Below are 15,274 nucleotides of genomic sequence, written 5' to 3' on the forward strand. Positions count from 1 at the left end.
CATGTTGTGGCTGTATCTGCACTTCCCTCACCTGCTGCTGGATCATGTTCGCCGTAGCCAGCAAACTCAGGGCGCACTTGCGGTGGTCGATCTTGCCGGTCAGGCTATTCTGCAGGTTTGTCCAGAAGCCGATCACCTGGGTATTCGGCCGGGCATGCGCCTCAAGACCGCACTGGGCCTGGCACCAGACCTGGTGATTCTGCATCTCGATTCTCAACAGGAAACCAATCTGCTGGAAGAGCAGGCCCGCTGGCTATATCGTTACGCGGCCCACATTACCCTGTCGCCGCCGCACGGTCTGTGGGCTGAAGTCAGCAGCCTCCAGCGGCTATATGGCGGGCTTCCCGCCGTTTGGCAAACGGTCGAGCAGGCTCTGGCAGAGCGGCAACTCACTGCCTGGCTGGCTCTTGGGCATACGCCACTGGCGGCTCAGCTCCTTGCGCAAGCAGGCAAAGGCGAGTGCACCGCAGACAAAGGCCACATTCTGACGGCCCTGGGCAAACTGCCTCTGGTGGCTGCGGGTTTTGATGAAAAATCCTGTACCCGCCTGCATCGCCTGGGGCTGAATACGCTGGCTGAAGTCTTCAATCTGCCAGCCCGGGAACTGGCACGGAGGCTATCCCCGGAGCTGCTGGCACGTATACAAAAAGCCCAGGGCACCAGGCCAGACCCCAAATCGCCCTGGCACCCCCCGCACCGATTCCGCCAGCGGGCCGATTTTATTCAGGAAGTGGAGCATGCCCAGGGGCTTTTGTTCGCGCTACAGCGGATTCTGACCGAGCTGGAAGAAGACCTGTGCTGGCGCCAACAGGACACCGACACCCTGCATCTTTTACTCCAACACCGGCACGAAGAAGCCACCCGGTTAACGTTGCGAACGACTGGCCCGGAGCATCGGGCAGAGAGCTTTCTGAAACTGCTGCGCCTGAAACTGGATCAGCACCCGCTGCGGGCACCGGTGATCAGTCTGTCCCTGTCGGTAAAGCGGTTTCTGGGCCGGGAAGCCCCGGTTGGCCAGGACCTCCTGGGCGATGGACAGGACCTGAATGAAGCCTGGCATACGCTGGCCAGTCGTTTACAGGCCCGCCTTGGTACTGAGGCATTGCAACAGCTTGCACCGAGGGCAGACCACCGCCCGGAGTTTGCCTGGACAGCCTCCGCCATAAAACCAGCCAGCAGGCACAGCGAAACACCAGAGGTCTCTGGCCTGCCTGCGCGCCCTTTATGGCTGTTATCCACGCCACACCCACTGGCAGAACCTCCGGCCAGATGGTTCTCGGGGCCGGAACGCATCAGTGCTGGCTGGTGGGACGGCCAGCGGGTGCATCGTGACTACTATATTGCCCAGTTGTCCAGCGGCCAGTTGGCGTGGGTGTTCCGGGATATCCGCGATGGCTGGTACATACACGGGTGGTTTGGCTGATGGATTCTGATTACGCCGAGCTGTTCTGCTTCAGCAACTTCACCTTCCTGACCGGCGCCTCCCACCCCCATGAACTGGCCGAGCAAGCCGCGGAGCTTGGCTATCGGGCAATTGCCATCACCGATGCCTGCTCGGTGGCGGGCATCCCCAGAGCCTGGGCAGCCCTTAAAGACAGCCCGGTAAAGCTGATTACCGGGAGCTGGTTCGAACTGAGCGATACTCCCGAGGGCGCCACTGCCCCACCCCGGTTCATACTGCTGGCTCGAACCCGCGAGGGCTACGGTCAGCTTTGCCAATTGATCACCATCGGGCGGCGACGCGCTGAGAAAGGGCAATACCGGTTATTGACCCGGGACATCGAAACCCATTCGCTGGACCACTGCCTCTGCCTGTGGCTGCCACCGCTGGTATCACAAACCAACGCGCACCAGGCATTGATCACCGGCGAATGGCTGCAACGGATTTTCGAGCACAGGCTACGCCTTGCAGCGACCCGCACACTGGAAGCCGGCGAGGAACAGCAACTGGTCCGTGTACGGTGGTTAGCTGAACAAATGCGCTGCGCAGTGGTGGCAACCGGCCAGGTTCATATGCATCGCCGCGAACGCCAGCCGTTACAGGACGTGCTGACAGCTCTGCGCCACCACACCACGCTGGAACAGGCCGGACACTGCCTGTTTCAGAATGCCGAGCGTTATTTGCGCCCGATACCGGTTATCCGGCGACTATTCCCCGAGCCCTGGGTTCGGGAGACCGTGGCAATCGCCGAAGCCTGCAGCTTTGAGCCTGGCAGCCTGCGTTATGAATACCCTCCCGATTTAGTGCCGGAACACGAAACACCCACATCGTTTCTGGCGCAACTCACCCGGGAGGGTGAACGGCGGCGTTACCCATCGGGCACACCCATGAAGGTGCAGGCACTGATTCGCAAAGAGCTGGAGCTGATTGCCGAACTGCGCTACGAACACTATTTTCTCACCATCCACGACATCGTCGACTTTGCCCGGCGCCAGGGCATTCTTTGCCAGGGCCGGGGATCCGCAGCCAATTCCGCGGTCTGTTACTGCCTGGGCATCACCGAGGTGAACCCGGCCAATGTGGAACTGCTGTTTGAACGGTTCATCTCCAAAGACCGGGATGAGCCCCCCGACATCGATGTGGATTTCGAGCACGAACGGCGTGAGGAGGTCATTCAGTACATTTACCAGCGCTACGGCCGGGAGCGGGCCGCCCTGGCCGCCACCGTGATTCGTTATCGCCCCCGCAGCGCCATTCGGGATGTGGGCAAGGCGCTGGGCTTTGATGCCACACTGGTGGAGAAGCTGCTGGATGGCATCGACTGGCGTGACAAGACCACCGGCTGGCGCCAGCAGATTCTGGACAAGGGCCTGACCCGCAGCCCCAACGTCGCGGATCAGTTCTTCACGCTGGTGAACACCTTGCTGGGCTTTCCACGCCACCTGTCCCAGCACGTGGGCGGTTTCGTGATCAGCGCCGGCCCGCTTTCAGAACTGGTGCCTGTCGAGAATGCCGCCATGGAAGGGCGCACGGTTATCCAGTGGGACAAGGACGACCTGGAAAGCCTGGGGCTGATGAAGGTGGATGTCCTGGCCCTGGGCATGCTCACCGCCATTCGCAAAGCACTGGCGCTGATCAGTGAAGAGAAAGGCACGACGTTTACCATTCAGGACGTCCCTCAGGAAGACCCTGACACCTACGCCATGCTGCAAAAAGGCGACAGTATCGGTGTCTTTCAGGTGGAGTCCCGCGCCCAGATCAACATGCTCCCGCGGCTGAAACCGGAAACCTGGTACGACCTTGTGATCGAAGTCGCCATCGTTCGCCCGGGCCCCATACAAGGCGACATGGTGCACCCCTACCTGCGCCGAAAACACGGCATGGAAGCAGTAGAATACCCCAACGATGCCGTACGCCAGGTGCTGGAACGCACCCTCGGGGTGCCGATCTTCCAGGAACAGGTCATCAAACTGGCCATGGTCGCCGCCGGTTTCAGTGCGGGCGAAGCCGACAAACTTCGCCGTGCCATGGCAGCCTGGAAATCCCATGGCGATCTGACACCTTTCCGCGACAAACTGATTCAGGGCATGCTGGAGCGGGGCCACGATGCCGACTTCGCCGAGCGCCTGTACAAACAGATCTGCGGCTTTGGTGGCTATGGATTTCCGGAATCCCATGCCGCCAGCTTTGCCTTACTGGTGTACGTCTCTGCCTGGATCAAACGCCACCATCCGGCAGCATTCTATTGCGCCTTGCTCAACAGCCAGCCAATGGGCTTTTACTCGCCCAGCCAGCTGGTTCAGGATGCCCGGCGCCACAACGTTACCGTGCTGCCACCAGACGTCAACCACAGCCAGTGGCAGCACACCCTGCAAGGCCCGGAGCAGCACCTGCGCCTTGGCCTTAGAATCATTCAAGGCCTGTCTCGCAATGGCGCCGAGCGCGCCCACCAGAACCGCCCGACAAACGGTTACCAAAGCGCCGCCGAACTGCGCACCCGAGCTGGCCTCAACCAGAGTGACATGGAACTTCTCGCCGGCGCCAACGCCATGCCCGGCTTCACCAGCAACCGCCACCAGGCTTACTGGCAACTGCTCGAACACGAAGAACCCGCCGAGCTCTTCGCTAACGAAGCCATGACCGAATACACACCGGAACCCTGCCACCTGCTCCCGGAGCCCACCGAAGGGCAAAACGTACTGGCCGACTACAGCAGCCAGGGCTTAACACTACAAAGACATCCCCTTGCCCTGCTCCGCGAACAAGGCCACCTGCGCCATTGCCTCACCGCCGACCAACTCAAAGCCACCCGCCCCGGCATCCCCGTACAAGTAGCCGGCCTGGTCACCGGGCGCCAACGGCCCGGCACCGCCTCCGGCGTCACCTTCGTCACCCTTGAAGACGAAACCGGCAACGTCAACGTCGTCGTCTGGCTAGACACCGCCCGCCGCCAACGCAAACCGTTGCTCACCGCCCGGTTGTTACACGTCAAAGGAGTTATCGAAAAAGAGGGGGATATCGTTCATGTCATGGCCGGCAAGCTATCTGACTTGAGCCATCTGATCAACTCACTACCGGTCAGCTCCCGGGATTTCCACTGACCACAAACGAAAAAACCCCGCCAAAGGCGGGGTTTTCAGGGCAGTGTCGGTAAGGATCAGCCGAGCAGCTTGATCATTACCCCCGCTGCAACCGCAGAGCCAATAACACCGGCCACGTTCGGACCCATTGCGTGCATCAGCAGGAAGTTCTGCGGGTTGGCTTCCAGGCCCACCTTGTTGGAGACCCGCGCCGCCATCGGCACCGCGGATACACCTGCGGAGCCAATCAACGGGTTGATCGCTTCCTTGGTGAACTTGTTCATCAGTTTCGCCATCAGTACACCGGAAGCGGTGCCTACACCGAAAGCCACAATACCCAGGCCCAGGATACCCAGCGTCTGGCCATCCAGGAACTTGTCGGCCATCAGCTTGGAGCCAACAGACAGACCCAGGAAGATGGTTACGATGTTGATCAGCGCGTTCTGTGCGGTATCGCTCAGACGCTCTACCACGCCACACTCACGCATCAGGTTACCGAAGCAGAACATACCCAGCAGCGGAGCCGCATCGGGCAGGAACAGAACCACGGCAATCAGAACAACCAGAGGGAAGACAATCTTCTCTCTCTTGCTCACCGGGCGCAGCTGCGACATCTTGATGGCACGCTCTTTCTCGCTGGTCAGCGCCTTCATGATCGGCGGCTGGATCATCGGCACCAGCGCCATGTACGCATAAGCAGAGACGGCAATCGCACCCAGAAGATGCGGGGCCAGTACGCTGGATACGTAGATGGAGGTGGGGCCGTCGGCGCCACCAATGATGCCGATTGCAGCGGCCTCGAGAATATTGAACTCCAGTATTCCCGTCCAGTCCAGCAACGCCGCGCCAATAACGGTACCGAAAATACCGAACTGCGCAGCCGCACCCAGAAGCAGGGTTTTGGGGTTAGCAAGCAAAGGGCCAAAATCGGTCATCGCCCCTACACCCATGAAAATCAGCAGAGGACCAACGGTACTGCCGATAATCACAGAGTAGAAGTTATACAGCATGCCATTGCCGTAGCCGTAATCCTGCGCAATGGAGTTGGCCATCGCCATTTCGGAATAACTGGCTTCTTTCACCGCTACTTTGAAGGCTTCTTTCAGCTCAGGCGTAATCGCCTGTCCGACCTGATAGGCCACATCCAGCGGCGCCGCCAGTGCAGCCAGAACCTTGGAGTTGCCACCCTGCAAAGCAAAGTGAATAGCGTTTTCAGCCGCAGTCAGGGCAAGCCCTGCCTCCGGAATATTCGCCAGAATGCCACCAAACCCGATGGGCACCAGCAGCAACGGCTCAAACTTCTTGTTGATCGCAAGATAGAGAAGCAACAGGCCAATAGCGATCATGATCACCTGGCCCAGCTCGATGTTGAACAGGCCACTGCCTGTCCACAGTGTCATTAATTTATCCATGGAATGCTGGCCCTTATGCGATTGTCAGCATTTCATCATCAGGGGAGACGGCATCACCGACCTTGATGAAGACTTCGCCGATAGTACCGGCTTTCGGTGCGCGAACCTCGGTTTCCATCTTCATGGCTTCGAGGATAATCAGCACGTCACCTTCCTCAACGGTGTCACCCGGAGAAACCAGAACCTTGAAGATGTTACCACCCAGCGGTGCCACCAGAGGCTCGCCTTCGCCTGCCGCAGGAGCAGGTGCGGAGGAAGCGGCCGGAGCAGACGCGGCGCCACCGTCACCCTGGATCTGGGTAATCTCGCCACCTTCGGAAACCGCCACCACAAACTTCTTGCCGTTAACGTCCACGGTGTAAGTCTCCGGGCCTGCGGCTTTCTTGGCCGGTGCGGCGTCTTCTGCAGTCGGTACCGGCTCGAACGCATCCGGGTTGTTGCGGTTCTCCAGGAACTTCAGGCCGATCTGCGGGAACAGAGCGTACGTCAGCACGTCGTCTTCGAGGTTGTCGGCCAGCTTGATACCCTTCTCGTCCGCCAGCTTCTTCAGTTCGTCGGTCAGCTTGTCCATTTCTGGCTCAAGCACATCTGCAGGACGACAGGTCATGACTTCCTTGCCATCCAGCACACGCTCCTGAAGCTCTTTATTCATGGGGGCTGGCGCTGCGCCGTACTCACCCTTCAGAATGGCGGAGGTTTCCTTGGAGATGGACTTGTAGCGCTCGCCGGTCAGAACATTCAGTACGGCCTGGGTACCGACAATCTGCGAGGTCGGAGTCACCAGCGGAATGAAGCCTAGGTCTTCACGAACCTTGGGAATTTCTTCCAGCACCTGGTCAAACTTGTCGCTTGCATTCTGCTCGCGCAGCTGGTTTTCCATGTTGGTCAGCATACCGCCCGGAACCTGGGCAATCAGAATGCGGGAATCGGTGCCGCGCAGGCTGCCCTCGAACTTCGCATACTTCTTGCGCACCTGGCGGAAATACGCCGCGATTTCTTCCAGCAGGTTCAGATCAAGACCGGTGTCACGATCGGTACCTTCCAGAATGGCAACAACCGCCTCGGTGGGCGAATGGCCGTAGGTCATGCTCATGGACGAAATGGCGGTGTCCACGTTGTCGATACCGGCTTCCGCAGCCTTGATGGCGGTGGCGGTCGACATGCCGGTGGTGGCGTGGCACTGCATGTGGATGGGGATATCCAGCTCTTTCTTCAGGCGACTGACCAGATCATAGGCCACATACGGCTTGAGGATACCGGCCATGTCCTTGATCGCGATGGAATCTGCGCCCATGTCGGCGACTTCTTTCGCCAGATCTACCCACATATCGATGGTGTGCACAGGGCTGGTGGTGTAAGCAATCGTACCCTGGGCATGCTTGCCGGTCTTGCGAACGGCCTTGATCGCGCGATCCATGTTGCGGGGATCGTTCATGGCATCAAAAATACGGAACACGTCTACGCCGTTCTCGGCGGCACGCTCACAGAAACGGTCAACCACATCATCCGCATAGTGACGATAGCCCAACAGGTTCTGGCCGCGCAGAAGCATCTGCTGGCGAGTATTGGGCATGGCTTTTTTAAGTTCGCGGATGCGCTCCCAAGGGTCTTCGCCCAGGTAACGGATACAGGCATCAAAGGTAGCCCCACCCCAGGATTCCAGCGACCAGAAACCCACTTTGTCGAGTTTCTCGGCGATTGGCAGCATGTCGTCCAGACGCATGCGGGTGGCGAGCAGGGATTGGTGGGCGTCACGCAGAATTACGTCCGTAATCCCCAGCGGTTTTTTCGTGTCAGTCATCGTGTCAGCCTTCTGTTAAAAGGTTCTAATCGTGTACCGGGGTCACTTCTTGTGGCGTGACCGGTATTGTGCAATCGCCTTCTTGATGGCCTCGGCGGTGTCAGGGTCAACCGACGTGGGCGCCTTCGGCTTGGCACGTGGCGTTCTGGCCGGGGTTGCCGGCTCTGGCGGCGCAAACCGCAGGATGATTTTGGACATCAGGCCGGTCGCGAATACCAGAATAATCAGGAACACGAACACGAAGCCCATGCCGGCAATCATCAAGTCTACGGCTTGTGACATCAGCTCATTCATATCGAACAGCTACCTGTATTGGTTTGTTGATTTCCCCGTACCGCCCGACAAGCCACCACTAAAACTAAAGTCTAATGGCCCGGCGGAACAATTCGGGAGGCAAAATCCTGCGTAATTTACCGTTTTCAATGACCAGGAGCAACCTGAAGCACGCATTTCTATAGGGACTTTCCGAGCGTCCCGGCCTGAAATGACACCTGCTGCAACAGCCTCATCAGGCATTAATCATGCATATCTAACCCGGAATTTCCGACCTTTCACCTTGCCTTTCTCCAGCCGCGCCAGCGCCTGGGCCGCCCATCGGGATTCAACCGCCACGAAGCACTGAAAGTCGAACAGATCGATTTTGCCAACGGCAGCGCCGGGAATACCGGCCTCGCCGGTAAGAGCTCCCATCACGTCGCCAGGGCGCACTTTGTCTTTGCGACCGCCAGCCAGGCACAGCGTTTTCATGGCCGGTGTAACCGGGCGCAACGCCTCCGCCAGCAACGCTTCGGTATCGCCCCACAACACCGGCTCGCCCCGCTCCGTTTCCAGGCGTGTAATCTTGTGGCCCTGGCGCGGAGTGCAGAGAGTAACCGCATGCCCCTGCTCGCCTGCCCGGCCGGTACGGCCCACCCGATGGGTATGCACCTCGGGATCCCGCGCAGGCTCGGCATTGATGACCAGTGGTAGCCCTTTGATGTCGAGCCCCCTTGCCGCCACATCGGTAGCCACCAGAACCGTACAACTCTGGTTGGCAAATCGAACCAGAGCGCTGTCCCGTTCGCGCTGGTCCAGATCGCCGTGTAGCGACAACGCCGAAAAGCCGAGACGACCCAGTTCATCCGACAGCTCATCACAGTCCCGTTTGGTGGTACAGAACACCAGAGACGACACCGGCTGAAAACGGGAAAGCAGTGCTGCCACGGCCGCCGCCCGCTGATCCGGCTGGATTTCGTAAAAGGATTCTTCAATGGTGATGGCGGCCGCTTTTGATTCCACCCGCACGTCTTCCGGCTTGCTCTGGAATTGCTCGCTCAGCTTTCTGATGGCCGGCGGCCAGGTGGCGGAGAACAGCAGCGCCTGCCTGCCACCGGGAGATTGGGAGACGATACTGGTGACCACCTCCTCGAACCCCATATCCAGCATGCGGTCCGCCTCGTCCAGCACCAGCACTTTCAAGCCATCCAGCGAAAGCGTACCTTTGCGCAGGTGGTCATCTACCCGGCCGGGCGTGCCCACGACGATATGAGCGCCATGGCTGAGCGACCCGATCTGGGGCCCGATAGGCACACCACCACACAACGTCAGCACCTTCACGTTATCTTTGGCCCGTGCCAACTCTCGCAACGCTTTAGCCACTTGATCCGCCAGTTCCCGGGTGGGACAAAGAACAAGACTCTGAACATGGAAGCGTCGCGGATCGATCGTCTCGATAATCGGTATCCCGAACGCCGCTGTCTTGCCGCTGCCGGTTTGCGCCATGGCAATCACGTCCTTGCCCGCCAACGCAAGCGGAACTGCCTCTGCCTGAACCGGCGTGGGTTGCTGGTAACCCAATTGATCAAGGTTGGCCTGCATGGCCGCGGAAAGACCAAGCGCTTTAAAAGATGACATAGAAAAATCCGTGGGGTGGGTTGTGATGGGTTATTGAGAGAATGCTGACGGCGTATACTTAACGTTTGATCGCACCAGTTTATCATGAATTCACGGAGTCGCTGATGGCCTCACTGCAGGAACAGTTATTAAAGGCCGGGCTGGCCGACGAAAAGAAAGCCCGGGAAGTACGAAATGAAAAAAGAAAACAGAGAAAGCAACAGCCCAAAGGCGCCACGACTGTAAACGAAGCCGAAGAGCGCGCCCGCAAGGCTCGCCAGGAAAAGGCCGAACGGGATCGGCAGCTCAACCTTGAGCGCAAGAAAGAGGCTGAGAAAAAGGCGATTCAGGCACAGATTCGGCAGCTGATCGAAACCAATCGCCTGGACCGGAGCCGCGGCGAAACCTCCTACCAGTTTGTCGACGGCAAGAAGATCAAGAAGATTCTGGTGAACGAACAGATGGTGGACCAACTCTCTCGAGGCCGTCTGGCCATTGTGGCGCTGGGTGACCACTATGAGATCGTCCCGGACAGGGTGGCCCGCAAGATTATGGAGCGCGATGAGAGCGCCATCATCTCAATGCATGATCGTAAACAGGATGACGCAGGCGAAGACGACCCGTATGCAGGGTATGAAATCCCCGACGACTTGATGTGGTAAAGACAATAAAAAACCCCGCACAAGGCGGGGTTTTTTATTTTGTATAGCAAAACGCCTCAGCCTGTGGGGTACACAAACTGAGGCGTTTTGACTTTAATATGGCGCGGCTGGGAGGATTCGAACCTCCGACCGCCTGGTTCGTAGCCAGGTACTCTATCCAGCTGAGCTACAGCCGCTTGAAACTGATTTGCGATGTTGGCGCGGCTGGGAGGATTCGAACCTCCGACCGCCTGGTTCGTAGCCAGGTACTCTATCCAGCTGAGCTACAGCCGCGCATCGCAACGTTGAGTGCTACCTCAACTGTTCTCACTTCTCTCCGGGGAGAAAATGGCGGAGAGGGAGGGATTCGAACCCTCGGTACGATTGCTCGTACGGTTCCTTAGCAGGGAACTGGTTTCAGCCACTCACCCACCTCTCCTTGAGAACGGGGCGTATACTACCATAATTTTTCTGTTTTCATAGGGTTGACACGACTTTTTTCTGGCCGATTTTCCCCACAATCAAAAAAGCCGTCCGGGTTACCCTCGAACGGCTTTTTAACTGATCAACGATTGCCCGATTCCGGCTCTTCGGAGCCTTTTTCAGATTGAATTCGCTGATAGATTTCTTCGCGGTGAACCGCCACATCTTTTGGCGCGTTCACACCGATGCGTACCTGATTCCCCTTTACACCCAGAACGGTGACGGTAATTTCGTCGCCGATCATGAGGGTTTCGCCAACACGGCGAGTCAAAATCAACATATCCCTTACTCCCTATTCCAGAGCTACCTGTTCCGACAAACACTACTGTTTACTTATTGCTTTTATAATGAGATCACTTCAGACACTAAAGACGCAGAAATACTTATACTTACCTGAATCCTGATAGCTATCTTCAATGACCTTGATCAGAGAGCATTTGAGACCTCCTGCCTCAGGCACTCTCCTCCACCCCGGCTTTATCCAGCTCGAACGCACTGTGCAGTGCGCGAACGGCAAGCTCGAGATACTTCTCATCAATCACCACCGAAATCTTGATTTCTGACGTGGAGATCATCTGAATATTGATGCCCTCATTGGACAGCGCTTCAAACATCTTGGTTGCAACGCCCGCATGGGAGCGCATACCCACGCCCACAATGCTGACCTTCGCGATCTTGGTATCTCCACCCACTTCACCGGCACCCAGCTCAGCGCTAACACCGCGCAACACTTCCTGGGCCCGCTTGAAATCGTTGCGATGCACCGTAAACGTAAAGGCAGTCTTGTTATCCTCGCCCACGTTCTGAACGATCATATCTACTTCGATATTAGCATCACTGACGGGCTTGAGAATCCGCAGTGCGCTGCCCGGTGTATCGGGTACACCAGAGATCGTCAGCTTGGCTTCGTCACGATTGAAAGCAATGCCGGAAACAACCGGTTGTTCCATGGCGTTCTCATCCTCAAAAGTAATCAGGGTGCCCTCGCCTTCCTGAAAGCTGGACAACACCCTTAATGGAACGTTGTATTTACCTGCAAACTCAACTGAGCGAATCTGGAGTACCTTAGAACCCAGACTAGCCATCTCGAGCATTTCTTCAAATGTAATGCGCTCCAACCGGCGGGCACTGTCCACTACCCTGGGGTCAGTTGTGTAAACACCATCTACATCAGTATAGATCTGGCATTCATCGGCTTTCAGTGCCGCCGCCAGGGCAACCGCCGTGGTGTCAGAACCGCCACGGCCGAGCGTGGTGATATTGCCGTTGTCATCAATGCCCTGGAAGCCGGCTACCACGACCACCCGACCGGCATCCAGATCTTCCCGCATGCGCTGCTCATCAATCTGCTTGATACGGGCCTTGGTATGGCTGCTGTCGGTGAGAATCCTGACCTGGGAACCGGTGTAGGACCGGGCATCGCAGCCCCGCTTCTGGAGTGCCATGGACAACAGGGCAATGGTCACCTGCTCGCCGGTGGAAACCAGAACGTCCATCTCACGGGGGGTAGGCTCATCCATAATATCGTTGGCGAGTGCAATCAAACGGTTGGTTTCACCGCTCATGGCCGAAACCACAACCACGACATCGTGCCCTTCTTTGCGGAACCGACAGACCTTGTCAGCTACCGCTTCAATCCGCTCGGTTGTCCCGACGGACGTACCACCAAATTTCTGAACCAGCAGAGCCATGTTTCCCAAACTCCGAAACGGGGTGTCACAACGGGACTGGGCGCCCCGCCATCAAAAACAAACGGGCGGGATTATAAACCTCCGCCCGTATCAGAAAACAGTTGTTTACCCGATATTTTGCTCAACCCAGGCCGGCACACCAGCCAGGGCTTCGGCCAGACGGGATGGATCATTACCACCACCCTGGGCCATGTCGGGGCGACCGCCGCCTTTGCCATCTACCAGCGAGGCCAGATGCTTCATCAAGTCGCCAGCCTTGATGCGGTTGGTGGCGGACTTGGTAACACCGGCCACCAGCACCACCTTTCCGTCTTCGACAGTGGCCAGCACCACAACGCCCTCGCCCAACTTGTTTTTGAGCTGATCCGCAGTTTCCATCAAGGCCTTGCGGTCAGCGCCTTCCATCTCGGAGGCCACCACCTTCAGGCCTGCCACTTCGACCGCGGAACCAGCCAGATCAGTACCCGCGGAACTCGCCAGTTTTGCTTTCAGGGCATCGACATCCTTCTCAAGCTGGCGATTGCGGTCCAGAACCTGCTTGACCTTGTCGACGACAGAATCACGGGTGCCCTTCACCAGACGTGCGGTCTCGCGCAGCGTACGCTCGGTTTCATCAACCCATTCCAGCGCACCCAACCCGGTTACAGCCTCAATACGACGAACGCCAGAGGAAATGCCGCTTTCGGAGGTAATGCGGAACAACCCGATATCGCCGGTACGGGCAACGTGAGTACCACCACACAGCTCAACAGAGTATTTGTCGGTACCCATGGTGAGCACCCGTACTACATCACCGTACTTCTCACCAAACAGAGCCATCGCGCCTTTTTCCCTGGCGGTATCCATATCGGTAATGTCGATATCTACCGGCGTGTTCTCCAGGATCTGCTCGTTAACCGTACGCTCGATTTCTCTCAGCTGCTCCGGCGTCACGGCTTCAAAATGGGAGAAGTCGAATCGCAGTTTGTCCGGGTCGACCAGCGAGCCCTTCTGGGTAACGTGTTCCCCCAGGATATTGCGCAGGGCCGCATGCAGCAGGTGCGTAGCCGAGTGGTTGCGCTTGGTGCGTTCACGACGGGCATGATCAATCCGCGCATCCACTTCCAGCCCGGGGAACAGCTCACCTTCAATCAGGGTGCCCACATGCAGGTGGTTATCACCTTCTTTGCGGGTGTCGGTTACCTGGAAGCGGCCACCGCTCCAGGTCAGCAGGCCGGTATCACCCACCTGACCACCAGACTCCGCATAGAACGGCGTGCGCTCCAATACCACCACACACTCATCACCCGCTTCCGCGTTACGCTCCTCACCGTTGACCAGCACCGTGCGGATACGTTCATGGCCATCGACGTGGTCATAACCGGTAAACTCGGTCTTGCCCTCAATCGTGATGCCGGCGGCGTTGTAGTCGATACCAAACTTGCTGGCGGCACGAGCCCGGTCGCGCTGGGCCTCCATGGCTTTTTCGTAGCCTTCGTAATCCAGAGTCAGGCCACGCTCGCGGGCAATATCGTTGGTCAGATCGACCGGGAACCCATAGGTATCGTAAAGGGTAAACACGGTTTCACCGGGAATCTCGGTACCCTTCAGCTCCGCAATGTCCTGCTCCAGCAGGCGCAGGCCTTTGTCCAGGGTCTTGGCGAACTGCTCTTCCTCCTGCAGCAACACCTTTTCGATCTGCTTGCGACTACTCACCAGCTGCGGATAAGCCTCGCCCATCAGTTCAACCAGAGCGCCGGTAAGCTTGTAGAAAAACGGCTGGGTAGCACCGAGCTTGTTGCCGTGGCGAGCTGCGCGACGAATGATTCGGCGCAGAACAAAGCCGCGTCCTTCGTTGGACGGCATCACGCCGTCGGCAATCAGGAAGGCGCAAGAACGGATATGATCCGCCACCACGCGCAGAGACGCTTCTGTGGTAGCCGCACCACCCAGGATGTCGGATGCCGCCTTCAACAGGTCCTGGAACAGGTCGATTTCGTAGTTGCTGTGAACACCCTGCAGAACCGCAGCAATCCGCTCCAGCCCCATGCCGGTGTCCACCGAGGGCTTGGGCAGGTTCAGCATCTCGCCGTCGGCAGTGCGGTTGTACTGCATGAAAACCACGTTCCAGATTTCGATGTAGCGGTCGCCATCTTCTTCCGGGCTGCCGGGAGGCCCACCTGCCACATCCGGGCCGTGATCGAAGAAAATCTCGGTGCACGGGCCGCAGGGTCCGGTATCACCCATCTGCCAGAAGTTATCGGAGGCGTAGCGGGCGCCTTTGTTGTCCCCGATGCGCACAATCCGTTCCGCCGGCACACCGATTTCCTGGTTCCAGATATCAAAGGCTTCGTCGTCTTCGGCGTAAACCGTTACCCACAGCTTCTCCTGGGGCAGGTTGAGGTGCTGTTCGCCAGTCAGGAAAGTCCAGGCAAAATTAATGGCCTCGCGCTTGAAGTAATCGCCGAAGCTGAAGTTGCCAAGCATCTCGAAGAAGGTATGGTGGCGCGCTGTATAGCCCACGTTCTCCAGATCATTGTGCTTGCCACCGGCACGCACACATTTCTGGGAGCTGGTCGCTCGTGTATAGTCGCGCTCCTCGCGGCCGAGGAAAAGATCCTTGAACTGGTTCATCCCCGCGTTAGTAAACAGCAGAGTGGGATCATCGTGGGGTACCAGTGAACTGCTGGGCACAATGGCATGCCCTTGCTGCTGGAAATATTCGAGGAATGCTTGTCGCAACTCTGCGGTTTTCATAGACCTTTGATACCTTTCGACCTGATACACCTTGCCAGACACCCGCCGAATGAACCGCCGGGTCTGAGGTTAAATGCGATTACTTACATGCGTGTGCAAATCGGCTACTCTAGCACA

At 57.9% G+C, this 15,274-nt stretch carries 10 protein-coding genes and 3 tRNA genes; 3 read left to right on the forward strand and 10 right to left on the reverse strand.

What is annotated here, in order from left to right; translation table 11 throughout:
* Window position 1: 1 nt before the first annotated feature.
* Both MARHY_RS10975 and MARHY_RS10980 read left to right on the forward strand, forming a co-directional pair.
* Complete coding sequence (locus tag MARHY_RS10975; protein ID WP_014421873.1) at window positions 2-1,423, forward strand: Y-family DNA polymerase; 1,422 nt, start codon at window positions 2-4, stop codon at window positions 1,421-1,423.
* A complete protein-coding gene (locus MARHY_RS10980; RefSeq protein WP_041654808.1) occupies window positions 1,423-4,542 on the forward strand; it encodes an error-prone DNA polymerase in 3,120 nt (1,039 codons plus the stop codon). Before MARHY_RS10975 ends, MARHY_RS10980 begins: the two co-directional genes overlap by 1 nt.
* A gap of 56 nt (window positions 4,543-4,598) precedes the next feature.
* Here the strand turns inward: MARHY_RS10980 and MARHY_RS10985 are convergent, their stop codons facing one another.
* The 4 genes from MARHY_RS10985 to dbpA form a co-directional block, all read right to left on the reverse strand.
* Window positions 4,599-5,933: a sodium ion-translocating decarboxylase subunit beta gene (locus MARHY_RS10985; protein ID WP_041654810.1), complete on the reverse strand. Its 1,335-nt coding sequence runs from the start codon at window positions 5,931-5,933 to the stop codon at window positions 4,599-4,601.
* A gap of 13 nt (window positions 5,934-5,946) precedes the next feature.
* A complete protein-coding gene (gene oadA, locus MARHY_RS10990) occupies window positions 5,947-7,734 on the reverse strand; it encodes a sodium-extruding oxaloacetate decarboxylase subunit alpha (protein ID WP_014421876.1) in 1,788 nt (595 codons plus the stop codon).
* Window positions 7,735-7,776: 42 nt separating this feature from the next.
* Entirely contained in the window at window positions 7,777-8,028 is a 252-nt protein-coding gene (locus tag MARHY_RS10995; protein ID WP_011784486.1) for an OadG family protein, read from the reverse strand.
* Between the two features lie 225 nt (window positions 8,029-8,253).
* Entirely contained in the window at window positions 8,254-9,627 is a 1,374-nt protein-coding gene (dbpA, locus tag MARHY_RS11000) for an ATP-dependent RNA helicase DbpA (protein ID WP_014421877.1), read from the reverse strand.
* 104 nt (window positions 9,628-9,731) lie between these two features.
* On the opposite strand from dbpA, the gene MARHY_RS11005 reads away from it, so the two are divergent.
* Window positions 9,732-10,268 (forward strand): DUF2058 domain-containing protein, encoded by a 537-nt coding sequence (locus tag MARHY_RS11005; RefSeq protein WP_011784484.1) that lies wholly within the window; start codon window positions 9,732-9,734, stop codon window positions 10,266-10,268.
* 99 nt (window positions 10,269-10,367) lie between these two features.
* On the opposite strand, the gene MARHY_RS11010 is transcribed toward MARHY_RS11005, so the two are convergent.
* The 6 genes from MARHY_RS11010 to alaS all read right to left on the reverse strand — a co-directional run bounded on the left by MARHY_RS11010 (window position 10,368) and on the right by alaS (window position 15,157).
* Window positions 10,368-10,444, reverse strand: a tRNA-Arg gene (locus tag MARHY_RS11010).
* 20 nt (window positions 10,445-10,464) lie between these two features.
* A tRNA-Arg gene (locus MARHY_RS11015) sits at window positions 10,465-10,541 on the reverse strand.
* Window positions 10,542-10,596: 55 nt separating this feature from the next.
* A tRNA-Ser gene (locus tag MARHY_RS11020) sits at window positions 10,597-10,686 on the reverse strand.
* Window positions 10,687-10,812: 126 nt separating this feature from the next.
* Window positions 10,813-11,010, reverse strand: coding sequence for a carbon storage regulator CsrA (csrA, locus tag MARHY_RS11025; RefSeq protein ID WP_011784483.1), 198 nt, complete (start codon window positions 11,008-11,010; stop codon window positions 10,813-10,815).
* Between the two features lie 172 nt (window positions 11,011-11,182).
* Window positions 11,183-12,421, reverse strand: a complete 1,239-nt coding sequence (locus MARHY_RS11030) for an aspartate kinase (RefSeq protein ID WP_014421878.1) — start codon at window positions 12,419-12,421, stop codon at window positions 11,183-11,185.
* 105 nt (window positions 12,422-12,526) lie between these two features.
* Window positions 12,527-15,157, reverse strand: a complete 2,631-nt coding sequence (gene alaS, locus MARHY_RS11035) for an alanine--tRNA ligase (RefSeq protein ID WP_014421879.1) — start codon at window positions 15,155-15,157, stop codon at window positions 12,527-12,529.
* Between the last annotated feature and the right edge of the window lie 117 nt (window positions 15,158-15,274).

The sequence above is a fragment of the Marinobacter nauticus ATCC 49840 genome, assembly GCF_000284615.1.
Taxonomy (GTDB): Bacteria; Pseudomonadota; Gammaproteobacteria; order Pseudomonadales; family Oleiphilaceae; genus Marinobacter; species Marinobacter nauticus.

Bases quoted from the DNA above. Each gene is read 5' to 3' on its own strand.
- MARHY_RS11005 (WP_011784484.1), top strand. From the start codon at position 9,732: ATGGCCTCACTGCAGGAACAGTTATTAAAGGCCGGGCTGGCCGACGAA.
- MARHY_RS10995 (WP_011784486.1), bottom strand. From the start codon at position 8,028: ATGAATGAGCTGATGTCACAAGCCGTAGACTTGATGATTGCCGGCATG.
- MARHY_RS11030 (WP_014421878.1), bottom strand. From the start codon at position 12,421: ATGGCTCTGCTGGTTCAGAAATTTGGTGGTACGTCCGTCGGGACAACC.
- MARHY_RS10985 (WP_041654810.1), bottom strand. From the start codon at position 5,933: ATGGATAAATTAATGACACTGTGGACAGGCAGTGGCCTGTTCAACATC.
- alaS (WP_014421879.1), bottom strand. From the start codon at position 15,157: ATGAAAACCGCAGAGTTGCGACAAGCATTCCTCGAATATTTCCAGCAG.
- MARHY_RS10980 (WP_041654808.1), top strand. From the start codon at position 1,423: ATGGATTCTGATTACGCCGAGCTGTTCTGCTTCAGCAACTTCACCTTC.
- MARHY_RS10975 (WP_014421873.1), top strand. From the start codon at position 2: ATGTTGTGGCTGTATCTGCACTTCCCTCACCTGCTGCTGGATCATGTT.
- dbpA (WP_014421877.1), bottom strand. From the start codon at position 9,627: ATGTCATCTTTTAAAGCGCTTGGTCTTTCCGCGGCCATGCAGGCCAAC.
- csrA (WP_011784483.1), bottom strand. From the start codon at position 11,010: ATGTTGATTTTGACTCGCCGTGTTGGCGAAACCCTCATGATCGGCGAC.
- oadA (WP_014421876.1), bottom strand. From the start codon at position 7,734: ATGACTGACACGAAAAAACCGCTGGGGATTACGGACGTAATTCTGCGT.